The 22,675-nt window shown below is 63.6% G+C and carries 23 protein-coding genes; 17 read left to right on the top strand and 6 right to left on the bottom strand.

The genetic code is table 11. The features are described 5' to 3' along the window. The 10 genes from KXD97_RS26515 (at position 1) to KXD97_RS26470 (ending at position 10,196) form a co-directional block, all read left to right on the top strand. Positions 1 to 1,635 carry a pyruvate, phosphate dikinase gene (locus KXD97_RS26515; RefSeq protein ID WP_260753736.1) on the top strand — a complete coding sequence of 545 codons (1,635 nt, stop codon included), beginning with the start codon at positions 1 to 3 and terminating at the stop codon, positions 1,633 to 1,635. Beyond that, complete coding sequence (locus KXD97_RS26510) at positions 1,628 to 2,236, top strand: MarR family transcriptional regulator (RefSeq protein ID WP_260753735.1); 609 nt, start codon at positions 1,628 to 1,630, stop codon at positions 2,234 to 2,236. Before KXD97_RS26515 ends, KXD97_RS26510 begins: the two co-directional genes overlap by 8 nt. 171 nt (positions 2,237 to 2,407) lie before the next feature. Then, positions 2,408 to 3,148, top strand: a complete 741-nt coding sequence (locus tag KXD97_RS26505; RefSeq protein ID WP_260753734.1) for a tyrosine-protein phosphatase — start codon at positions 2,408 to 2,410, stop codon at positions 3,146 to 3,148. A 297-nt stretch (positions 3,149 to 3,445) separates the two neighbouring features. After that, complete coding sequence (locus KXD97_RS26500) at positions 3,446 to 4,306, top strand: SDR family oxidoreductase (protein WP_260753731.1); 861 nt, start codon at positions 3,446 to 3,448, stop codon at positions 4,304 to 4,306. A 236-nt stretch (positions 4,307 to 4,542) separates the two neighbouring features. Next, complete coding sequence (locus KXD97_RS26495; protein ID WP_260753730.1) at positions 4,543 to 4,947, top strand: SCP2 sterol-binding domain-containing protein; 405 nt, start codon at positions 4,543 to 4,545, stop codon at positions 4,945 to 4,947. A 6-nt stretch (positions 4,948 to 4,953) separates the two neighbouring features. Beyond that, entirely contained in the window at positions 4,954 to 6,492 is a 1,539-nt protein-coding gene (locus tag KXD97_RS26490; protein WP_260753729.1) for an acyl-CoA synthetase, read from the top strand. Continuing rightward, the gene (locus KXD97_RS26485) at positions 6,489 to 7,754 is read left to right on the top strand and encodes a cytochrome P450 (protein WP_260753727.1); all 1,266 of its coding nucleotides are present in this window, start codon (positions 6,489 to 6,491) and stop codon (positions 7,752 to 7,754) included. The genes KXD97_RS26490 and KXD97_RS26485 overlap by 4 nt, the downstream gene beginning before the upstream one ends. Positions 7,755 to 7,761: 7 nt before the next feature. Continuing rightward, a complete protein-coding gene (locus tag KXD97_RS26480) occupies positions 7,762 to 8,553 on the top strand; it encodes a coniferyl-alcohol dehydrogenase (RefSeq protein ID WP_260753726.1) in 792 nt (263 codons plus the stop codon). 15 nt (positions 8,554 to 8,568) lie between these two features. After that, positions 8,569 to 9,954 carry an aldehyde dehydrogenase family protein gene (locus KXD97_RS26475; RefSeq protein ID WP_396885517.1) on the top strand — a complete coding sequence of 462 codons (1,386 nt, stop codon included), beginning with the start codon at positions 8,569 to 8,571 and terminating at the stop codon, positions 9,952 to 9,954. Positions 9,955 to 10,064: 110 nt separating this feature from the next. Further along, positions 10,065 to 10,196, top strand: coding sequence for a hypothetical protein (locus KXD97_RS26470; protein ID WP_260753721.1), 132 nt, complete (start codon positions 10,065 to 10,067; stop codon positions 10,194 to 10,196). 239 nt (positions 10,197 to 10,435) lie between these two features. Here the strand turns inward: KXD97_RS26470 and KXD97_RS26465 are convergent, their stop codons facing one another. The 4 genes from KXD97_RS26465 to KXD97_RS26450 all read right to left on the bottom strand — a co-directional run bounded on the left by KXD97_RS26465 (position 10,436) and on the right by KXD97_RS26450 (position 14,448). Then, entirely contained in the window at positions 10,436 to 11,599 is a 1,164-nt protein-coding gene (locus KXD97_RS26465; RefSeq protein ID WP_260753720.1) for an acyl-CoA dehydrogenase family protein, read from the bottom strand. Positions 11,600 to 11,602: 3 nt separating this feature from the next. Next, complete coding sequence (locus tag KXD97_RS26460) at positions 11,603 to 12,754, bottom strand: acetyl-CoA C-acetyltransferase (protein WP_260753719.1); 1,152 nt, start codon at positions 12,752 to 12,754, stop codon at positions 11,603 to 11,605. A gap of 47 nt (positions 12,755 to 12,801) precedes the next feature. Further along, complete coding sequence (locus KXD97_RS26455; protein WP_396884570.1) at positions 12,802 to 13,554, bottom strand: TetR/AcrR family transcriptional regulator; 753 nt, start codon at positions 13,552 to 13,554, stop codon at positions 12,802 to 12,804. A gap of 96 nt (positions 13,555 to 13,650) precedes the next feature. Then, positions 13,651 to 14,448 (bottom strand): SDR family NAD(P)-dependent oxidoreductase, encoded by a 798-nt coding sequence (locus KXD97_RS26450; protein ID WP_260753717.1) that lies wholly within the window; start codon positions 14,446 to 14,448, stop codon positions 13,651 to 13,653. A 324-nt stretch (positions 14,449 to 14,772) separates the two neighbouring features. Between KXD97_RS26450 and KXD97_RS26445 the strand changes: the two genes are divergently transcribed. Next, positions 14,773 to 14,964 carry a ferredoxin gene (locus KXD97_RS26445; RefSeq protein WP_260753715.1) on the top strand — a complete coding sequence of 64 codons (192 nt, stop codon included), beginning with the start codon at positions 14,773 to 14,775 and terminating at the stop codon, positions 14,962 to 14,964. Positions 14,965 to 15,094: 130 nt separating this feature from the next. Beyond that, complete coding sequence (locus tag KXD97_RS26440; RefSeq protein WP_260753714.1) at positions 15,095 to 15,886, top strand: TetR/AcrR family transcriptional regulator; 792 nt, start codon at positions 15,095 to 15,097, stop codon at positions 15,884 to 15,886. Positions 15,887 to 15,911: 25 nt separating this feature from the next. Here the strand turns inward: KXD97_RS26440 and KXD97_RS26435 are convergent, their stop codons facing one another. Further along, entirely contained in the window at positions 15,912 to 16,949 is a 1,038-nt protein-coding gene (locus tag KXD97_RS26435) for a hypothetical protein (protein ID WP_260753713.1), read from the bottom strand. Between the two features lie 64 nt (positions 16,950 to 17,013). Continuing rightward, a complete protein-coding gene (locus KXD97_RS26430; RefSeq protein ID WP_396884569.1) occupies positions 17,014 to 17,382 on the bottom strand; it encodes a DUF732 domain-containing protein in 369 nt (122 codons plus the stop codon). A gap of 415 nt (positions 17,383 to 17,797) precedes the next feature. On the opposite strand from KXD97_RS26430, the gene KXD97_RS26425 reads away from it, so the two are divergent. The 5 genes from KXD97_RS26425 to KXD97_RS26405 all read left to right on the top strand — a co-directional run bounded on the left by KXD97_RS26425 (position 17,798) and on the right by KXD97_RS26405 (position 22,654). Further along, entirely contained in the window at positions 17,798 to 18,703 is a 906-nt protein-coding gene (locus KXD97_RS26425; protein ID WP_260753712.1) for an esterase family protein, read from the top strand. Between the two features lie 141 nt (positions 18,704 to 18,844). Next, positions 18,845 to 18,955: a hypothetical protein gene (locus KXD97_RS26420; RefSeq protein ID WP_260753711.1), complete on the top strand. Its 111-nt coding sequence runs from the start codon at positions 18,845 to 18,847 to the stop codon at positions 18,953 to 18,955. A 658-nt stretch (positions 18,956 to 19,613) separates the two neighbouring features. Continuing rightward, complete coding sequence (locus KXD97_RS26415; protein ID WP_260753710.1) at positions 19,614 to 20,369, top strand: hypothetical protein; 756 nt, start codon at positions 19,614 to 19,616, stop codon at positions 20,367 to 20,369. Between the two features lie 213 nt (positions 20,370 to 20,582). After that, positions 20,583 to 21,836 (top strand): NAD(P)/FAD-dependent oxidoreductase, encoded by a 1,254-nt coding sequence (locus KXD97_RS26410; RefSeq protein ID WP_260753709.1) that lies wholly within the window; start codon positions 20,583 to 20,585, stop codon positions 21,834 to 21,836. An 11-nt stretch (positions 21,837 to 21,847) separates the two neighbouring features. Further along, the gene (locus KXD97_RS26405) at positions 21,848 to 22,654 is read left to right on the top strand and encodes an alpha/beta fold hydrolase (protein ID WP_260753705.1); all 807 of its coding nucleotides are present in this window, start codon (positions 21,848 to 21,850) and stop codon (positions 22,652 to 22,654) included. Positions 22,655 to 22,675 lie beyond the last annotated feature (21 nt).

Raw genomic sequence — 22,675 nt, 5'->3', positions numbered from 1 at the left:
ATGCCACCAGCAACAATGCTCACCGCCGAGCACCCACCCGTCGTACTGCTGAACGGAAGTGCCGGCCTGCCGCGAGAGATACTCGGCAACAAAGGTTTCGGTATCGATGCCATGCGCAGCCACGGGTTGCCGGTGCCACCCGCGTTCTGCATCACCACCGAGGTGTGCAGTCGGTTCTTCATCGACCCGCAGAGCTGTCTGGACGACATCTGGGACAAGGTGCTCAAAGAAGTCGGCTGGTTGGAGGAGCAGACCGGCCGCACCTTCGGGCGCGGCACCCGGCCGCTGCTAGTCAGCGTCCGCAGCGGCGCCGCGCAATCCATGCCGGGAATGCTGGACACGGTTCTCGACCTCGGAATCAACGACGCGGTCGAGGAAGCGATCGCGATGACGACCTCACCGGAGTTCGCCCGCGACACCCGCAGGCGCTTCGTCCAGATGTACCGGCGAATCGTCCTGGGCGACGACTCGTCGCTCTCGGTTCCGGAAGTCCCCGTCGCTCAGTTGCGGGGTGCCATCGAGGCGGTCTTCGCATCGTGGAACAGCCCGCGCGCCATCACCTATCGCCGACATCACGGGCTGGACGAGAGCGCGGGTACGGCTGTCGTCGTGCAGGCCATGGTGTTCGGGAATTCGGCGCACAATTCGGGCACCGGGGTGTTGTTCAGCCGCAACCCGATGACCGGTGCCGCCGAACCGTTCGGCGAATGGTTGCGCGGCGGTCAGGGCGAGGACGTCGTGTCGGGTGACGTCGATGTCGAACCCGTTTCCGCGCTGCTCGGCGAACAGCCCCTGGTCTACGAGGAGTTGATGGCGACGGCACGCAAACTCGAACAGCTCGACCGAGACGTCCAGGACATCGAATTCACCGTCGAAGAAGGCACGCTGTGGATGCTGCAGACCCGGGTGGCCAAGAGATCGGCCCAAGCCGCGGTGCGGCTGGCGCTCCAGCTGCATCACGAAGGGTTGATCGATGCGACTGAAGCATTGGGTCGCGTCACCGTGGAACACGTTCAGACGCTGCTGAAACCGTCACTGCAGCCTGAGGTCCGGATGGCGGCTCCGCTGTTGGCCAGGGGCTTGCCGGCGTGTCCCGGCATAGCTTCGGGCAAGGCCTACACCGACGTGGACGAGGCGCTGGATGCGGCCGATGCGGGTGAAGACGTCATTCTGGTGCGTCCGTCGACCAGCCCGAACGACGTGCAGGGGATGCTTGCTGCGGTCGGCATCGTCACCGAGATCGGCGGAGCCACGTCGCACGCCGCGGTGGTCAGCCGCGAGATTGGACGACCGTCCGTGGTCGGCTGCGGCGCCGGGGTCGCTGCTGCTGTGGCAGGCAAGCTGATCACCGTGGACGGTGCCGAGGGAGAAGTGCGCGAGGGCATCCTGGAACTGGCCGCCTGGTCGGAGCATGACAGCCCCGACCTGGTCGAGCTGGCCGAGCTGGCGCGCCGCGTGAGTCCGTTGCGCGCCCACACATCCGGAGATCATCCCGAGTTGAAGGATGATTCCGATGCCGCCGTCGCCGACGCGCTCGCGGCCGGTCATACGGACGTCGTCTCGGCGAGTCCCCTGACCACGATGATCATCGCACTTCGATTGACCGCTGCCGCGAAAGGAGAAATCAATGTCTGAGCTGGTCGTACTGCAAGCCATTCGATTGAAGGGGAGGGTCAGCGCCGCCGACGTCGCAGCAACCGTGAACCTGGACCCGACCGACATCGCGCCGACGCTGGCCGAACTGCTCGAGAAAGGCCTGCTCCTCGAGGGAAAGGGCTCGATACGCATCACCCCCGAGGGCCGGGAGCGGCTCGCCGCCCTGTTGGCGGACGAGCGTTCGCACCTCGACCAGGATGCGTTGGCCGGTAGTTACGCCGACTTCCTCTCGGTGAACGGCGACTTCAAGGCGCTGGTCACCGATTGGCAGATCAAGGACGGGCAACCCAACGCGCACGACGACGCCGATTACGACACTTCGGTGCTGGCCCGCCTCAGCGGGGTGCACGAGCGGGTGGTGCCGATCCTCACGGGCGTCAGCGGGCAGCTGCCGCGGCTGGCCGGCTATGCGGACAAGCTCTCCGCAGCGCTCGCGAAGGTCGAAGCGGGCGAGACGACGTGGTTGACCCGTCCGATCATCGATTCCTATCACACCGTGTGGTTCGAATTGCATGAGGAGTTGATCGGCGCTTCTGGACTGACGCGCGAGGAGGAGGCGATCGCCGGCAACGCGCAGTAGCCGTCGGCTGTTTACGCCGTCAATTGAACTCGCCGGGCGGGCAACGGCATTGGCGGGTACTGTTGAGTGCGGTCCGAGCCGGACTGCGGTCACCATCGGTGGCTCGACGCCTCTGCCTCGACCTCGCCGAAGTCCTTTCCCGTCTGTTCGAACAGAGGTGCTCTACCGTTTATGACGAAGAGTCCGATGGACCACGCGGCCCGCTCGTTGAGCACCTTGGCCAATCTCCGAGATCTCGGCGGACTTGCTACGACTAATGGTGGCCGCACGCGTAGCGGTGTGCTGTATCGCAGCGCCCTGCCGATCGTCGATGACGAACTCCCGACCACGGTCCCGGTCTGGCCGGTACGTACGGTCATCGACCTGAGATCCCCGAAGGAGCAGACGGCAACGGCGCATCCGCTACTCGTCGACGACACCGAACTTCATCGCGTCCCGCTGCTGACCGACGAAGACGTCGCCAGACAACATGGCTACACCAGCCTCGATGCCGTGTACTCCGGGATCCTCGCCAATGCCGGCGATCGGCTCGCGCGTGTGCTCCAGATTGCCGCAACCGCACCCGCCCCGGTGCTGTTGCACTGTGCTGCAGGCAAGGACCGCACAGGAGTTGCCAGCGCGATGTTGTTACATGCGGCGGGCGTGGATGCTGCCCATATCGTCGCCGACTACACCGCGACCGAACAGCATATGGACGCCGTGCTGGCCCGTATTCAGCTCGCCGACCCGGACTTCGTACGTGGACCCAACTTGTACGACAACGACCTCGTGCGTGCGGCGCCGGAGACGATCGGCCGAGTGCTGGAACACTGGGACCGCTACCCGGGGGGAATCTGCAATTGGCTGGTGGATCAGGGCGCCGAAGCCGCGGTGATTGCGCAATGGCAGCGCCGCCTGGTCGACTCGTCGTGAGCCCGTGCCGCGTGCGCCACAGAATTCGCCGAGTATTCACGTCGTCCCGCCGAATGCGCCTCGCCGCGTCGAGCTGGCTTGGCAGTCTGGCTGTGATGATCGTATCACCCTGCAGCACTGCGGGTTTGGGCGCATTCGGCTGATCTGCGTCCGGGTCGCCGCGCGGTCGGGCCCCATTGGTTAGGGCGTTGGGCGCATCAGCGATCGGCGCGGCTTGCCGGGTGCCGATGTTTGACGAGTGATCAAAGTTTAATCTACATTAAGTAGAGTTTGTGAGCTCTCGACAAGGAGAAGCGTATGACGGGCGTGCAGGGCAAGGTGGTGATCGTCACCGGCGCGGGAGGTGGCCTCGGGCGCGAGTACGCCACGTTCTTGGCCGCGCACGGAGCGCTGGTGGTCGTCAACGATCTTGGTGGCGCGCGAGACGGTTCGGGCGCCGGTACCGCGATGGCGGATGCAGTCGTTTCCGAGATCGCCGCTTCGGGCGGAGAAGCAGTCGCCGAATACTCTTCTGTCGCAACGTCAGAGGGTGCTCAGGCGCTTGTGGCCAAGGCAGTGGACCATTTCGGGGCAGTCCACGCGGTGGTGAACAACGCCGGAATTCTGCGCGACGGTGCCTTCCACAAGATGGACGACGCAGCGTGGGATGCGGTGTTGAAGGTCCACCTCTACGGTGGCTACAACGTCACCCGCGCCGCCTGGCCTCATTTTCGTGAGCAACGCTTCGGCCGGGTCGTGGTAGCGACATCGACCAGCGGCTTGTTCGGGAATTTCGGGCAGTCCAACTATGGAGCAGCCAAGCTGGGTCTGCTCGGTCTGGTCAATACGCTGGCCATCGAGGGCGAACGGTTCGGCATCACCGCCAACGCGGTCGCACCGCTGGCGGCGACACGAATGACCCAGGATGTCGCACCCCAGGAGGTGCTCGACAAGCTCGACCCGGCCTACGTATCGCCGGTCGTTGCGCACCTGGTGTCCGATGAGAACACAGATACGGGATCCGTCTTCGTCGTCGGCGGCGGGCTGGTTCAACGGGTCGCGCTGTTCGCCAATGACGGCGTGAGATTCTCCGAACCGCCGGGGTTGGCGGAGATCACGGCGGCTTGGCCGGACATCGCAGACCTGTCCGTCGTGCAACGTGCGACGAACCCTGTGTAAGACCGCGCGAATGATGGAATCGAGGCAGCGCCGGGAGGCCCTGCAGACGCGCTCCGGCCAGCCGGCACGTGGTGCCGGCGGAGCCTCCATCCACCGCGCGCGCGGTGAATCGACCGTCGAGATGTTCGTCTGGGGCTGTCGGTTCTCGTTCGGTCGCGGTGCATCTGCAGGGGTGTGAGCCACGCCACCGAAGCTGTAAGCTCGTGAATTGAATACAAGATAAATTAAGGAGAACGATGGCGTTCCAGGATTCACACGAAGTGGCCAAGTACATCGGCGGCATCTTCGAGGCGGCCTTCGAGGATCCCGAGATCGGGCCCAAGCTGGTCGCGACCGGGCTGGTCGTGGCCTTCGATTTCACCGATCCGGAAGCCTTCGTCGTCATCGACATGGCAAACAAGGCGGTGCGCGAGGGCCTGGACGGGGGAGAGCCGCCTTCCGCGACAATGGCGATGACCGCCGACACCGGCAACGCGTACTGGCAGGGCAAGGTGAACCTGCCCATGGCGATGGCCAAGAAGAAGATCAAAGTCGAAGGCAACGTCGGGAGCTTGCTCAAGATAGCCCCGCTCGGCAAGAAGCTTTATCCGACCTACATCGAGCGGCTCAAGAACGACGGCCGCGACGACCTGCTCGTTTAGGACGCCATGTATCCCGGAACGCACGCCGCAACCGCGCCGGATCGCCCCGCGGTGGTGATGGCCGCCTCGGGGCGGACGGTGACCTACGGCGAACTCAGTGATGCATCCGCCAGGGTTGCGTCGGCCCTTCACGGGCTCGGACTGCGTCGGGGCGATGTCGTCGCACTGTTGTCGGACAACGCGCTCGAGGCGTTCGAGGTCTACTGGGCGGCGCTCCGGTCGGGTCTCTATGTCACCGCTATCAACTGGCATCTCAAAGCGTCAGAGGCGGCGTACATCGTCTCCGACAGCGAGGCCCGCGTCGTCATCGCCTCCGCAGGGGTCCGCGAACTGGCCGAGGACCTCGTCGAACTTACCCCGACGGTGGCCCACCGGTATGCCTTCGGCGGCGAAGTGGGAGGCCACGCGCCATACGCCGACCTGTTGGCGGCTGGCGACCAACCCCTCGCCGATCAGCCCAGGGGCACCGAGATGCTGTACTCGTCGGGCACGACGGGCCGGCCGAAGGGAATCAAACCCCTCCTGCCGGCGACTCAGGTGGATGAGGCAGGCGATCCCCTCGTGGGTCTGCTCCAGCACGGGTTCGGTGTCAGCAGCGACGACGTCTACCTTTCGCCGGCGCCCATCTACCATACGGCGCCACTGAAGTGGTGCGGCGCAGTCCACTCGCTGGGCGGCACGGTGGTGCTGATGGAGAAGTTCGAGGCTGAGGCGCTGCTGGCAGCGGTTCAGCGTCATCGGGTGACCGTCGTCCAGGTGGTTCCGACCATGTTCATCCGAATGCTGCAGCTGCCGCAGGAGACGTCCGCCGCGTACGACCTGTCGTCGTTGCGGTTGGCGGTGCACGCGGCGGCGCCGTGCCCGCCCGACGTCAAGGACGCGATGATTTCGTGGTGGGGGCCGATCCTGGTCGAGTACTACGGCGCGACCGAAGGTCATGGGGTCACCGTCATCAGTAGCGCCGAGTGGCAAACGAAGCGCAGCTCGGTGGGCAAGGCCGCCCTCGGCATCCTGCACATCTGCGCGGAGGACGGTTCCGAACAGCCCGCCGGCCAGATCGGCGCCATCTACTTCGAACGTGAGGTGGCCCCCTTCGAGTACCACAACGACGCCGAGAAGACGGCCCAGTCCCGCCACCCCGACCACGACAACTGGGTCACCGTCGGCGACATCGGCTACGTCGACGAGGAAGGCTATCTCTTCCTGACCGACCGCAAGGCCTTCACCATCATCTCCGGCGGCGTCAACATCTATCCGCAGGAGATCGAGAACGTCCTGGCGTTGCACCCCAACATCTTCGACGTCGCCGTCATCGGCGTGCCGGACGCCGAGATGGGGGAACAGGTCAAGGCCGTCGTCCAACTCAAGGCCGGTGTCGCAGCATCCGACGAGCTCGCCGCCGAGATCATCGCCTACGTCAAGGACCGGCTGGCCGGCTACAAATCGCCCCGCACAGTCGACTTTATCGATGAGCTTCCCCGATCAGCCACGGGGAAGCTCGTGAAACGAAACCTACAGGCTCGCTATGTGGAGGCAAGCACATGACTACCGAGACACCGCCGAAAGTCGACCGCCCGCCGTACGATCCGGTCAGCATCTCATCGCTGGACTTCTGGGCGCAGAGCTTCGACGACCGCGAGAAGACTTTCAAGCTCTTGCGGGACGAGAGGCCCGTCAGCTGGCACCGGCCGATCGAGGGCTCCATGATGGAGCCCGAGATCGACGGGGTCTGGGTGGTCACCCGCCACGAGGACATCGGTTACGTCAGCAAGAATCCTGAGCTCTTCTGCTCCGGGGAGGGTATTACGTTCGAAGCCGTTCCCGAGGAGATGCTCGACGCCACGCAATCCTTCTTGGGGATGGACGGGTCCAAGCACGCGAGCCTGCGCAAGCTCGTCAGCTCGGTATTCACCCCGCGCCAGGTCGCCAAGATCAAGGACCAGGTCGAGGCTGAGGCCAAGTCGATCGTCGACGATCTCCTGAAGAAGAAGGAGGGCGACTTCATCCAGCAGGTCGCCAGCCGCCTACCGATGTGGACCCTCTACGAGATGCTGGGCCTGCCCAAGGAGGAGCGCGAGGAGGCGGCGCACTTCGCCGAGGGCATGGTGGCCTGGGCCGACCCCGACGTCGCGGCAGGCCGCGAGCCCGGCCAGGTGTTGTCCGATTCCCTGGTCGGTCTGCTCGGCATCGGGATGAGCCTGGCTGAGAGGCGCCGGGCACACCCGGAGAACGACCTCTGGACCAAGCTGGTGCAGACCGAGGTGGACGGTCGACAGCTGACCGACGATGAACTCGGTCCGTTCTTCGTGCTCCTCTCGGTGGCGGGCAACGACACCACGCGCACGACGACCGCCTTCACCACCGTGGCGCTGCAGCAGTTCCCTGAGCAGAAGGCGTTGCTGGAGAGGGACTTCGACGGGCACATCAAGGTTGCCATCGAGGAATTCGTCCGATGGACGACGCCGGTGATGACGTTCCGGCGCACCGCAACCCAGGACACCGAGCTGCGGGGCCAGCAGATCCGCAAGGGTGACTGGGTGACGATGGTCTACTCGTCGGGGAACCGGGACGAGCGAGTCTTCAAGGATCCGTACGTCTTCGACATCACCCGCAGCCCCAATCCGCACGTCTCGTTCGGCGGCGGCGGCCCGCACTACTGCATGGGCGCCTTCATGGGGAAGATGCAGCTCGAGTCGATCTTCCGTGAGCTCATCTTCCGCGCACCGACCCTGCGCGTCGGTGAGCCCGAATACCTGACAGGCAACTTCATCACCGCGGTCAAGTCGCTTCCCTACACCCTCGATTAGGAGAACCATGACTGAATTCGCTGGCAAGCGCTTCGTGGTCACTGGTGCCGCGTCCGGCATCGGACATGCGGTGGCGCAACAACTTCTGGCAGCAGGAGCAGAGGTGCATTCCCTGGACCGCAACACCCCCAGCGCTGCGGTGACCCGGCATGTCCAGGTCGACCTCGCCAACCCGCAGAGCATCGACGCCGCGGTGGAACAACTCGACGGCGAGTATGACGGTCTGCTGAACGTCGCGGGCATACCCGGCACCGCGCCCGCCGAGTTGGTGTTCGCCGTCAACAGCCTCGCCGTTCGCCACTTGACCGAGTCGTTCTTCGAGAAGTTGCGGCCAGGTGGCTCGGTGGTCATCGTGTCGTCGACCGCAGGGTTCGGCTGGCCGCTGCGGCTGGACGAGATCCGCGACCTGCTGGCCACCGATACCTTCGAAGAGGGCGCGGCCTGGTTCAAGGCCCATCCGCAGCAGGGCAACGCCTACAACTTCTCCAAGGAGGTCAGCACCGTCTACACCCTGTCGATGGGGCTGGGACTGGGCCAGATGGGCTTACGGATCAACGCTGTGCTCCCCGGTCCGGTGCAGACGCCGATCCTCGTCGACTTCGAGGACACGATGGGCAAGGACACCCTCGACGGCTTGAAGGATCTGCTGGGCCGGCATGCGGATCCCGATGACATCGCCAGTGTGGTCGTATTCCTCGCGTCGGACGAGGCGAAGTGGATCAACGGCCAGGCGATCGCGGTGGATGGCGGCATCTCCGGCGCGGTCGCCACCGGTGTAGTGGCTCCACCCGAGATCTAGGCATCGAAACAGAGGATTGTCATGACTATTCACGCACCGGAGACGACCGACAGCGCAGCTCTGGTCGCGGATCTCCGCAGGGTGTTCGCCACCGGCCGGACCCGCACACTCGAGTGGCGGCAGGCCCAACTGCGCGGCATCGAGCGGATGTGCGAGGAACGGGAGTCCGAGATCGCGCAGGCGCTGGCGGCCGATCTGGGACGTTCGTCGTTCGAGGCCTGGCTCGGCGATGTCTCGTCGACCAGGGCGGAAGCGGCCTTCGCGCGAAAGAACGTCAAGAAGTGGATGCGCCGTAAGCGCGCATCGTTGCCGATGTCTCAGCTGCCCGCCCGGGCGTGGGTGCAGCACGATCCACTCGGTGTGGTCCTGGTGATCGGGCCGTGGAACTTCCCGTTCTACCTGGCCATGGCACCGGTGGTGGCCGCGGTCTCGGCGGGCAATGCTGTGGTGATCAAACCGTCCGAACTGGCGCCTGCCACCTCGGCGATGATCGCGCGGTGGGTGCCCGAGTATCTGGACAGCGACGCGGTGCGGGTCGTCGAGGGCGACGCGCCGGTGACGCAGGACCTGCTGGCGCAGGGCTTTGATCATGCCCTGTTCACCGGCGGCACCGAGGTCGGACGCAAGATCATGGCGGCTGCCGCACCGACGCTCACCCCGGTGACGCTGGAGCTGGGTGGAAAGTGCCCGGCCATCGTCGCGGCCGACGCCGATATCGACGTCGCGGCCCGGCGGCTGGCCTGGACGAAGTTGATCAATTCCGGTCAGGCCTGCATCGCACCGGACTACGTGCTGGTCGAGAAACCGGTCGCCGAGAAGCTCATCGGTAAGATCGTGGCGAACATCGCTGAGTTCGCATCCGCGCCGTCGCTCCCGATCGTGAACGAGCGACAGTTCGATCGTCTGGTGTCGTTGATCAGCTCGACCGAGGGCAAAGTGGTCACCGGCGGTGGGTCAGACCGCGCCGAGCTTCGCATCGAACCCACTGTCATCGTCGATCCCTCGCCCAACGACACCGTGATGGCGAACGAGATCTTCGGTCCGATACTGCCGATTTTGGTGGTCGAATCCCTTGACGTCGCAGTCAACTTCGTCAACGGACTACCGAAACCGCTTGCTCTGTACGTGTTCACCGGATCGTCCCGTCGGGGCCAGGATGTCATCGACAGGACCCCTTCGGGTGGCGCCATCATCAACCACGCGATGATGCACTGCCTGGTGCCGCAGCTGCCGTTCGGCGGCGTCGGCGCCAGCGGGATGGGGGACTATCACGGTAAGTGGGGATTCGAGGCACTGAGCCACCGGCGCGCGGTGCTGGCCAAGCCGGCCAAGCCGGACCTGTCCATCATGTACCCGCCCTACACCGATCGCGCGATCAAGTTGATGCGACGTCTGCTCTGAGCTTGCGGTATCACCAATCCTGATACCTGTTGTGTCTCAACGCGACAGCTGGGTTGGTGACTTGCCTGGCAACGTCATGGTTCTAGACGTAGCTGAGGCATTCTGGTCTGGTGGGCGGCATGCTGGCTTTGCCGCGATCTCGACTCGGCGAGGCGGCACGCCGAAAGCGCGGCAGCGATATCGAGCGTACCAACGGCGTGATGCTCGATTGGCATCGCTCGGCACAAATACTGAACGAGTAGGGGCGGTAGAGCGCGGGGGTTGCTCTACTGGCCGTACTCGTGACGCGCACCTCGCTGACGCGATTCCGCATGCCGATGAACGAACTCGGTCGCTTTCCGTCGGGAAGCTTCCGCGAGCCGTTGAAGGTGCTGGCGGAATCGTCCGATCTGCGCGTACCGCCGCGATCCGACGGGACCTGGAGCGTGGATCAAGGCCACCAGCGCTCGCTGCAGCGTCGAGGTATGCGGTCTGAGTGGAACTACGCTGTGGCAGAACCTTTGGCGATATCCCGGCCGATGATCTCCTTCATGATCTCGGTGGTGCCGCCGTAGATTGTCTGCACGCGTGTGTCCACGAATGCCCGCGCGACGGGATACTCCGACATATACCCGTACCCACCGTGCAGTTGCAGGCATCGATCCACGATGCGCTTTTGCAGTTCACTGACGTACCACTTGCCTTTGGCGGCGTCGATGTCGGTGAGCTCGCCCGCGTTGAACGCCTTGACGGACTTGTCAGCGTAGGCCTGGGCAACGTCGATCTCGGTTTCCATCTCGGCGAGCTCGAAACGAATGTGCTGATTCTGGGTGAGCGGACCACCGAATGCTGTGCGCTGCCGGCAGTACTCGGCGGTGAGGTCGAAAATCGCCCGCGCTGTGGAAATGGCTTGTGCTGTCACGCCGAGTCGCTCACGGGGGAGGTGGCTCATCAGGTAGCGCAATCCGTGACCTTCCTCGCCGAGCAGGTTGGCCGCCGGCACGACTGCATCGTGGAAGAACAACTCGGCGGTGTCCTGGGCGGGAAGACCAATCTTCTCCAGCTGCCGTCCTCGTTCGAAACCCGGTGTGTCACTTTCCACCACGAGGAGGCTGAAACCGTTCGATCCACCCGCGGGATCCGTCCGTGCAGCGACGATCACGACGTCGGCCGAAATACCGCTGGAGATGAACGTCTTCTGACCGTTGAGGATCCATCGGTCGCCATCGCGTTGCGCGGTGGTGCGCATGTTCTTGAGGTCGCTGCCCGTCCCCGGTTCCGTCATGGCGAGGGCGCCGATCAGCTCTCCCGCCGCGAAACCCGGAAGCCAGCGTTGCTTCTGCTCATCATTGGTCAGGTCCAGCAGGTAGTGCAGCACCAGGTCGTCCTGCAAACTGACGGTCAGGCCGAAGGACAGCGCGGTGATGCGGGCGACTTCCTCGCAGACCACCAGGCGGTATCGGTAGTCGGTCTCGCCTGCGCCGCCGTACTGCTCGCCGATCTGCAGGGCGTAGATGCCGGCCTTTGCGGCACGCGCGAAGACGCCGCGGTCGATGTGATGGTCACGTTCCCAGTCATCATGATGGGGAATCACTTCCCGGGCCAGGAATTCCCGCACGGTCTCGCGGTACGCCTCATGGTCGGGCTCGTACAGGTCACGGATCACGAACTATAGCCTCTCGATGATGGTCACGTTGGCCTGGCCGCCGCCCTCGCACATGGTCTGCAGTCCATAGCGCCCCCCGGTGCGCTCCAACTCGTGCAGCATGGACGTCAGTAGCCGCGCCCCGGTGCAGCCGATGGGATGTCCCAAAGCGATGGCGCCGCCGTTGGGATTCACTCGGGCGGGGTCGGCGCCCAACTCGGCGAGCCACGCGAGAACTACTGGAGCAAAAGCCTCGTTGATCTCGACGACGTCGATGTCTTCGATCGACATGCTGGCCCGTTTTAATGCGTGCTGGGTGGCCGGGATGGGTGCCGTCAACATCATGACCGGATCGGCGCCCCGGACCGACATGTGGTGGATCCTGGCGCGCGGGGTCAGTCCGAAACGGTTGACCGCGTCCTCCGAAGCAATCAACAGCGCTGCTGCGGCGTCGGATATCTGGCTGGCGACCGCTGCGGTGAGAATCCCGTCAGGTGTCAGGGTGGGCAGCGTGGCCATCTTCTCCAGCGAAGTGTCGGCGCGCGGACCCTGATCCACGGCGAGACCGGCATAAGGTGTGATCTCGCGCTCGAACCTGCCGTCGGCGATCGCCGCCAACGCACGCTGGTGACTGCTGAGTGCGAAGCGTTCGTTGTCCTCACGACTGAGCTTCCAGTGGTTGGCGATCATCTCGGCGCCGCGGAACTGAGAGATCTCCTGATCTCCGTAACGGGCTTCCCAGCCCTTGCATCCAGTCCACGGATCGATCGATCCGAAGGGCTCGCCGGCGCCGAAAGCGGACAGGATCGGGTACTGGCTCATCTTCTGCACACCGCCGGCGACGATCAGGTCCGACGTGCCACTCATCACAGCTTGTGCGGCGAAATGCACTGCCTGCTGGGCAGATCCGCACTGACGGTCAATTGTCACACCTGGCACCGACTCGGGAAGGCCGGCTGCAAGGGCGGCGGTCCTGGCGATGTCTCCCGCCTGTGATCCGATGTTGTCCAGGCAGCCGAGAATGACATCATCGATGGCGGCGGGGTCCACGTCGTGGCGACCGACGACGGTCTTGATCACGTGGGCGGCCATATCGGCCGGATGTTCGGCGGCGAACGCGCCCTTACGCTTGCCGACCGCAGTGCGGACCGCGTCGACTATGAAGGCCTCAGACATGTACCGAATTTAACATGAACTCAAAAATGGTTCAATTGTCGTTGCGGTCAATCCGCTGAGGATGTCTCGTTCACGGCGGGGCGACCTTCCACAACGTTCAAACCATGGACGGAAGCCTGCTTGCTGTCGCCGCTTGAAGATTCGAGGCCACTGCGGACGAGGGCCTGCGCTTGGGTCACTACCCTGCTCAGTGGAGTGCGGTTCGGGTCAAACCATTCGGCCGCCCAATTCAGGGCGCCGAGAACAAGCATGTGGGCGATTCGCGGGTCGAGGTCGGCGCGAAGCTGCCCGTCGGTGACCGCGTCGTCGAACAGCCGACGCCAGATCTCACCGTAGGTGGCTTCCTCCTGGCTCTGTTTGGACCGCAGGTTCATCGGTATTTGGCCGGCATTGCGGATGGTGGCTGTCGTGTAATCGGAGATCTCCAACTCGTGGCGCAGATGGGCCTCGACCGCGGCGAGAATCCGGTCCAGCGAGGATGTTCCTTCGGGCAGCGCATCCAGCGCCTCCTGCAGATGTATCCGCATTTCGGCCAATCCACACGCCATCACCTCCTCGACGAGATCGCCCCGCGAGGAGAAGTAATAGTAGATAGCCGGCGCCTGGATCTCGGCATACTTGGCCACATCTGACAGGCGCGTGCCCGCATAACCCTTGACGCTCAATACGTGTGCTGCCGCATCGAGAATCTTCTTGCGCGTGCGGGCGTATTTGGGATTCGGAGCCTGTTCGTCGTGATTGGTTCCGAATGCGGATTCAGCTCCACCGGGCCCCCGCCGCCCGGTCGATGTGTTACTCACCGTGCGGCGCGCGGAAGTGAGGTGTGGATTTCGGCGACACATCGAACGGACCGTTCTGAAGGTTCCGTTTCACAACAATATTGACTGGTTGAGAACTCATGGCATGGTGTAGCCGCCGCTGATCGAAATCATCTGACCAGTCACTTGTCGAGCCGCTCGGGGAGAAGCGAACCACAGGACGGACCGCCCGACATCTTCGGCGGTGGTGAGCCTGTGCAGCGGGGTGCCCTTGATCATGAAATCGATCTGCTTCTGGTCGAATACCGAGTCCTCGCCGACAGCCCACAGGCTTGTCGCTCCGACCGCGTCGGGACCATCTGGGATGACGAGGCCGGGGCATACGATGTTGGACCGAATTCCGTGCCGCCCGTGTTCCCGCGCCGTGGTCCTGGCGAGGGCGACCATTGCAGCCTTGGACGCACCGTATATACCCTGCCGAATCTGCCCGAAGGCGGCGTCGCTGGCGATGAAGACGATGGCCCCTCCGCCGGCCTCTTTCATGGGGCCGATAGCGGCCTGGGTTGCACCGATGGCGCTGTAGAGGTTGATCTCGATCGTGCGTTGCCACTTGTCTCGGTCGGTGTCGGTCGCGACAAACCCCGGAACGCTCCATCCTGCGTTGTTCACCAGCACATCGATCCCGCCCCACGCGTCGACCGCACATCCGATCGCGGCGTCGGCCCCCTCCTGGGTGGTCAGGTCGGCGATCGCCAGCTCGACCGCAGCAGCACCTCTTTCCAGAGCCTCGACGCGAACCTTTTCTGCCTGGTGCCCGTCGATATCGCCGATCACGACACGTGCGCCCTCGGCGGCGAACTCATGGACGATGCCACGTCCGATATTGGACGCACCGCCGGTGACGACTACCCGTGCTCCCTGTAGTCCCAGGTCCATTCGTGACTCCTCATTCCGAGTGACGCTCGGGCGGATGGGCCCATGGCGGGTATGCGGCAAAAGACTGTGTGCGACGACTTTAACCTTCATTAGAATACTGCGAGCCGCATTAGGCAACAACCATGTGCATGAGCCCTGGGCGCGAGGCGCGGGCGCACCCGATGGCACGGTCGAATGGCCGGCGGCGATCCCGCCGATGATGTGCCGTGGGTTGACACCGCAGGCAAAAATATTAAACTGAATTAAAAAGCAACGTAAGGTCGGCGCGGCGGACGGGGATGTCTCAGCTCAGACGTGTCCGTCAGATACGAGAGGATGAATGGAATGGAAGTCAAGGTCGATTTCGCGAAGTGCACCGGACTGGGCATCTGTGAGTCGGTGGCACCCGAGTTCTTTGAGGTGAACGACGAGGGACAACTGGTCGTTCTGAAGGAAGGCATCTCCGACGATGAACTCCAAGCCGTCGAGGATGCGGTCGCGGGCTGCCCCACGGAGGCTCTGAGTATCAAGCGCTGAGGGAAGTCCTGAGAACCGGCAGCTGTCGTCGGTATTGCGGTACCTGGATGGTTTCGGAACCCGATCTCCCCGGTGGTCGCAGCGATGAGAAATGGGATTGTCCCGCCGGTTTCCGTCGATGGTGACCCCGGTGCAGGGCCTGATCACTACAATCGAATACGAATCCAAGAACCTGCACCTCCGGTGGGAAGAAATGACCGAAGCGTCACCGATCTCGATACCCGACGGCTGGCTGCGCGACGGAGAGGGCAGCGTCCTGGATCGCTTGGTGCGGGCCGCTGATCTCACGCTGCAACGCGATGGCGTCGAAGGTGTGACGATCGACGCGATCGCACTGAGCGCTGGGGTGTCTCGAGCCACCGCTTTTCGTCATCTGGGCAAGCGCGACGACATGGTGGTGACGGTGGCGCTGTCGCGGTCTCGACGGTTCATCGCCGAATGCAGTGCTCTCATGGCTCGGTACGTCGGCACTTTCGCGAAACTCGAGGCGGCCTTTGTCTACCTTGTACGGGAGCTGGCGGATGACCCGATCATTCGGGAGTTGTTCTCGCTGAGAACATCCGACGACCTGGGTCCAGGCACGTACGAGATGGCGGTCGCGACGCTGGGCCCTCCTGTGGAGGAGGGCCGACAGGCCGGCGATATCCGGAGCGACGTTTCGCGCGACCAGATCATCGCTTGGATCATCGAGCAGTTGTACCTCGCAATTCAGCATCACGACCGATCAGAGACTGCAGTCCGACACAGAGTCCGCGAATTTCTGGTGCCGGCGCTGGCTGCCAACCGTCAGCAGTTGACGTCGGCGACCATGCGGGCCCGCATCGTCTTGCTGGAAACATCCTTGAGCCAGGCAGCGCAGGCGCTGGAGGGTCTCAAGGGTGAGCTGCCGAGGCCTGCGCCGGATGAGGCGGCAGAGGGATAGTGCCTACGCGAGGGGCCGCAGTTTCTCACGGGATGCAGTGCAGAAGCTCGGGGTCGTTCTCGATGAGCTTCCTCCACAGTTTGCGGTATTGCCGGAAGTTCATGACATCCTGGTCTTCGCCGTACACGACCTGGCCGTCGTAGACCCACTTGACCATCGACCACCAATTGAGGATGTCGCCGTAGTGGGGCCATTTCAACCAGTTCATGCTCTGGCCTTCGGCGTGCAGTTCACGGCCGAGCTCATCGATGCAGTCGATGACCTGGGTCAGCACTCGGCCGTCGCGCCCGCGCTCGGTGCGGCGGGTCCCCCCGATGACCTGGGCTTTGACTCCGTTACGGATGTAGAAGCCGGTGGTCACGGTCTCGGTGGTACCAAGGATGGGATCCCGGTCGAAGGGAAGCGGGTTGCTCGGATACAAGTGCCATCCGCTGTCGGCGGAGGCGAACACGTAGGGCCAACCGGTGCGAACCGGATCTTTCAGGTCGACGTGGCGGGGACCCCAACCACGATCGCGTAGCGCTCCGCAGTCGATATGTATGAGTTCGCCCTCAATCTTCACTGTGCCGGTGAAGCGGCCGGCCTGTTCGTAATGACCGACAGGGTGGTCGCCGTCGCGTGCGACCCAATTGCCGATACCCTTGTCTTCACGGCCGTCGCTGGCGAGTTTCATATAGTGCGGTTCAGCAAGCGCCGTCCAGGTCAGGTCGAGTGTGACTCCGTGCCGGTCATAGCCGAACCTATATTCGTGCTGTGGATCAAGCATGCTGCAAGACAACGTATTCGACAGGCAAAAGTCATACATCTGTGCGCTTTCGGGGATCGAGAGGTGCTGGTCCCAGCCGTAATGCAGGCAGTTGTAGACGTCCTCACCGGTATGGTCCCAGAGCGCAGGCCCGGCAACCACCAAATTTATGTTGGGACGGAAGAAGAAGTAGATGAAACCACAAAGGTTGCGCTCTGGCGCGGTGAACCCGAGCAGACTCGTCTCGCTCCAGTACGGGTCGTCGTTGTGGCGGTGAAAGTACTCGTCAGCGATATCAACCTGATCGCTCCAGCCCATTGCTTTCCCATCTTTTGTTGGTGCCGTCAGATCGCCGGTGCCAAACGTGTGCCGACCGTCCTGGCTACGTTCCAGGTGCTCTGGTGTAGTGGGCTGCGGAGTTCCGCAACTGCCAGATCTGGCTTGGGCACAGTTCGTTTACCGCCTGGTTGATCAAGTACTCGCCTTGATACGGATCTGAGCTGCCGAAGGCGTTCTTCGTCTCGGTGACTAGCTCTGCGTAAGACTTCCCGGCAGCGATCTTGTTGCACAGGCCGTGGCCGTACGCCAAGGCGCTGTCGGCGTTGGGAAAGTTATAACCAGGTCGGACCGTCACGTTGACCAGGTACGCCACCGCATCAGCGCCGGCCGGCGGCGAACCGCTGAGGATCAGCGCGCCCAACCCGCCAACGACTGCCATCGTGCCGCCGGCGAGCCTGCTTGTCTTCCGCATCATGTCTCGCTGAGGCCTCTCGTTGGCTCGTAGATGAAGGCATCCTGGCTGATGGGGTCGGCAGCACAGGTGGATGAATGTGCGAACGTGACCGTCGGGTCCTGCTTCTATCTCAGATTAAATTATTGGCGCTCGCGATGTCGGGGAATCTCGCAGCGATCACCTGCGGGGGCGGCTTGCGCCTGTGGGTACTCGCACCGCGAGCGAAGTCTGTATTTGCCATAGGTTGTCACTGGATTAGGCAAGGGGATCGCGGATCGAAGCAACGATACATCACGAAATTTATCAAAGAATAGAATTGGATCGACTCTTGTGGTCCGATAGGGGCACGCTGTTGCGGCGGCGAGATCGTGATTCGACACAACGTGACTGGAGCGAGCATGAACACCCATCCCGACTACGACGCGAGCGACAGATGGTGAACCTGGCGCGGTACACCGACCGCTGGACGGTGCTCCTGCGAACCGCATTGGCGCTGGTATTGGGGGCCTGCCTCTGGACGGCGTCCGAGGCCAAAGCGGCTGCGGTCGAACACCTGTTGATCCCGTCGCCATCAATGGGGCGTGAGATCCCGGTGGCGTTCCAGGGCGGCGGACCGCACGCGGTGGTCCTGCTGGATGCGTTCAACGCCAATCCGGATGTCAGCAACTGGGTGACCGCAGGCGATGCCATGAACGTCCTGGGCGGCAGGGGTGTCTCGGTGGTGGCGCCAGCCGGCGGTGCGTACAGCATGTACGCCAACTGGGAGCAGGACGGAAGCAAGCAATGGGAGACGTTCCTGGCGTCTGAACTCCCGGACTGGCTGGTCGCCAACAAGGGTCTGGCCCCTGGCGGGCACGGGATCGTCGGCGCGTCACAGGGCGGTACTGCGGCTTTGACCCTGGCGGAATTCCATCCGAACCGGTTCCGGTACGCCGGGTCGATGTCGGGCTTCGTCTACCCGTCCAACACGACCACTAACGGTGCGTTGCGCGAGGGGATGATGCGGTACGGGGGCGCGGACGCCAATGCGATGTGGGGTCCCGCCCAACTCGGCCGGTGGAAGTGGCATGACCCCTATGTGCACGCCGCGTTGTTGGTGTCCAATCAGACTCGGCTGTGGGTGTACAGTCCGCAGACTCTGACTGCGAGCGACCCTGCCGCCATGGTTGGCTACCCCGAACAGGCCCAGGGCAGCAACCGGGCGTTCTATGCGCAGTACCGCAGTATCGGCGGTATGAACGGTCACTTCGACCTTCCCAAGAGCGGTGACCACGGCTGGAGTTCGTGGGCCCCGCAATTGCGCGCAATGTCCGATGACTTGGTCGCCAGCCTCACCTAGCGCCGAGGGGCGCGACTTCCGTCAACTCGACCTTGCATGCCCCTAGATCGCGATAGATTTTAGTGCGGAATTGAAAATATCCCCCTATCGCACTGAGTGGCCGACTGTGTCCTCGCGCGATCGTCCGATTGGAGTTTTCTCATGGACCCTAGCCCCGACTACGACGCAAGCGATGAGCTGGAGTACTTCTTCGGCTGGCTTCCGTGGGCACTGCGGGGGGTCTACCCGCCGCCTGCCTACCCGCCCGTATGACGTGTGATGGCTTTGGCGAGCAGTTGGGCAGAATTCAGTGACCGAACCGGTCAGGTGGCGGTAGTGACTCGAACTCGAGCTTTGGCACGAGGCGCGGTGTTGTCTGTGGCAGTGGCTGCTTTGACCGCACTCTCGCATGCTCCGGCCATGGCAGAACCCGAGGATCCGTGCGCCCTTGCGACGGTATTCTTCTGCCGGTTTCTGCCCATCGCGCCGGATCTGGAGGGCGACATCGACCTGACCAGGCCGCCGCCGGCCGATCCGGCCGTGCCCCCTCCGGGCTCTCCGCCGCCGAACCACGGTGCATACGGGGTGGACGTAACTCAACCCGCATTTACCCCCGTTGTGCCGAACGGGGCACCCGGGTGACGGTGTCGGGATGCGGTGAACCGTCGTATCGGAATTCGACGGTGGTGCCGGTACTCCGCGAAATAGATTCGCTTGCAACGGAATTGACGCACAAGTCAAGTCGCGAGACGGGTGCAGGCCATCGTGATGTGTGCGGCGACCGGGGGCCCCTTGTGATTGACACCACATGACGGATCGGACATAATGTTCGAATAATCCGTATGGCTGATCCCCGTTCGCGCGCAGTCGATGTATCGAGGGGTGTCGACAGCGACGTTCAGGCCTGGGTCACCGCGAGGAAGGCGAGCTGATGAAACGTGCAACCGAATTGATGTGTGCCTGGGGAGGAATCGCCTTCTCGGTCTTCTTCTTCATCGGGTTTGTCGGGATCGCGGGATTTTTCCCGCCGATGAAGCCTTCGGACACGGCCGAGCAAGTCGCGGCCATCTACCGCGAGAACAACACGGCGATCATCGCCGGTCTGCTGCTCTGCTGGGTCGGGACGATGTTCTACTTGGCGTTCGGGTCCGGGATCGTGGGACAGACACGACGGATTCGCGGCGTGGCGCCTGCCATCACCTACTTCCAGGTGTCGAGTTACGCGGCGGCCAGTTTGCTCATCCTGATACCGATCTGCTGCTGGTTCACGGCGGCGTTCCGCCCGGAAGACCGCGGCGCGGAGGCTATTCAGCTGATCAACGACCTCGGCTGGATCTCCTTTGTGATCGGCTTCCCACCCTTCGTGACCTGGGTGTTCGCCACTGGACTTGCCATCTTGTCGGACACCGCAGAGAAGCCCCTGTATCCGCGCTGGTCGGGCTACTTGAGCCTGTGTATGGGTCTGTTGCAGGTAATGGCGTTGATGCTGGTGTTCTTCAAGGTCGGGCCGTTCGCCTGGGACGGCCTGTTCTCCTGGTACATCCCGTTCACGGACTTCTTCCTGTGGTTCGTGATCATCACCGTGGTCACGATCAAGGCCATCAATAAGCCTGAATACGAGGCGCAGGCGGATGCCGAGTCGATCAGAGAGCCGAAACCGGCCTTCGATCAATCCGTGCGGGCCTAGTCCGGAGCGGGCCGTTCGGCCCGGGTGGCGCGGACAGTTTCAGCGTCGCCGCCGAACGGCCCGGCGGGCGGCATCGGCCACACCTCTTCTTGACTCTGCACTGCGCCTATTCTAATATATATTAGATAATTGGCGTGTACGGATCATGCGAAGTCGAGGCGCAATGCCTCCATCGGATCGAGGACTAATGCAGCACCATGGCGGGATAGTGCAGTGACCATCGAGCGACTGGTTATTGTCGGTGGCTCCTTGGCGGGCCTGCGTGCCGTGGAGGCCGCGCGAAAGGCCGGCCATCAAGGTTCCATCACCTTGATCGGGGCCGAGCGGCACCTACCCTACGACCGGCCGCCCCTGTCCAAGGAGTTCTTGGACGAGCTGGAGCCCGGAGTCGAGGCCTTGATCCCGTTCTTCCGTCGCGACGATGTCTTCGCCGACGAACTCGGAGTGGAACTGCTTCTCGGCGAGCCGGCCACGAAGCTCGACGTCGACCGGAAGGTGGTGCACGTCGGGGCCCGGGAGGTCGGCTACGACGCCTTGGTCATCGCGACCGGTTCACAGCTTCGAACGCTGCCGGGCTCGGAACATCTCGAAGGCGTCCGCGGCCTACGCACGCTCGACGATTCGCTTGCGATTCGCGCCGCGCTCGGCGCGGGCGCACGGACCGTGGTCATCGGCGCGGGGTTCATCGGTTCGGAGGTCGCGTCGAGTGCGCAGAAGCGCGGTGTCGAGGTCACGATCGTCGAAGCGCAACCCACACCGTTGGTGCGCGCTACGGGTACCGAGATGGGTGCCGCGATCGCCGGCTTGCACGAACGCAACGGCACCAGATTGCTGTGCGGGACGGGGGTGAAGTCCGTCGAGGGTGAAGGACGTGTGGAACGGGTCGTGCTGACCGACGGGACCGTGCTTGAGGCCGACCTCGTCGTGGTGGGTATAGGGGTCTCACCCCACACCGAATGGCTCGAGGGCTCGGGTCTGACCATCGACAACGGCGTCGTGTGCGACGAGACGCTGTGGACCGGGGTACCCGGTGTGTACGCCGCCGGCGACGTCTCCAACTGGCTCAATCCGATGTTCGGTGTACGACAGCGCATGGAGAACTGGACCGCAGCGGCAGAGCAGGGCGCGGCCGCAGCGCGCAATGCGCTGGATCCCGAGAATGCCAAACCGTATGCCACGGTGCCGTACTTCTGGTCGGACTGGTACGGATCGCGCATTCAGTTCGTGGGGGTGCCGAACGCCGACGAGGTCCTGCTGGTGGACGGCGATACCAGCCAGGATGACAAGTGGACCGCGCTGTACCGGCGGGGCGATCGCCTCGTCGGCGCGCTGACGGTCAATGGTCAGACTGTGATCATGAAGTACCGCAGGATGATTGGTCAGCAGATCGCGTGGACCGACGCACTCGAGTTCGCCGAGAAGCGCAGGGCGTCCGCGCTGGCCAAGGCCGCCGGTCCCAATGCCTGAGCCGGAGCCTGGTGCGTGAACTGATGCCGGCAGACCTGGCTGCGGGCGACCGCCCGTTGATCGTGCTGCTGCATGGAGCAACGGCTTCACCTCGAATCTGGCAGCCGCTGCTGCCGAGTTTGACGGCGCATCACGACGTGATGGTGCCTACGCTCGCGGGGCATCTGGATGGTCCACCGATGCCTGTAGGCCAGGCAAACGTCATGGATCGGATCGTCGACGACATGTGCAGGCAACTTGACGAGGCGAATATCGATACGGCGCATCTGGTCGGCAATTCGCTGGGCGGCTGGATTGCACTTGAACTGGCCCGTCGGGGCCGAGCCCGGTCTGTCCTGGCCCTGTCACCTGCCGGGGGATGGGCGCGGGCGGTGGACCTGCAACGGATTCTGATGATTTTCCGGGTGGGCATCGTGCTGCGGCGAAGCAGGGCCATGCCCAAGATCGCCGCTGACCCGCGGTCGCGACGGATACTGTTCCGTGCCATGGCCGAACACGCGGAACGGCTCAGCCCGGCACAGACGACGGGAATCGTCGAGGACATGATCGGTTGCGATGTCCTGCCCGACCTCATCGGAGGTGCCCGAACAGCCGGATCGATCAAGACGCTGTCGGTCGACTGCCCGATTCGCATCGTCTGGGGGACGAAGGACCGGACACTGCCGTTCGCACGTTACGGACGACCGATCGTCGCCGCGGTGCCGGGCGCCGAGCTGGAGATGCTGGCCGACGTCGGGCACGTACCGATGATCGACGATCCCGAAGCCACGGCCGCAGCCATCCTTCGCTTCGTCGAGGGCGTATCGCAGCGGATTTGAATCACCTAACAACCCCCCGCG

Origin of the sequence: Mycobacterium sp. SMC-8 (genome assembly GCF_025263565.1) — a bacterium.
GTDB lineage: Bacteria > Actinomycetota > Actinomycetes > Mycobacteriales > Mycobacteriaceae > Mycobacterium.
This window is presented reverse-complemented; position numbering and strand designations above follow the sequence as displayed.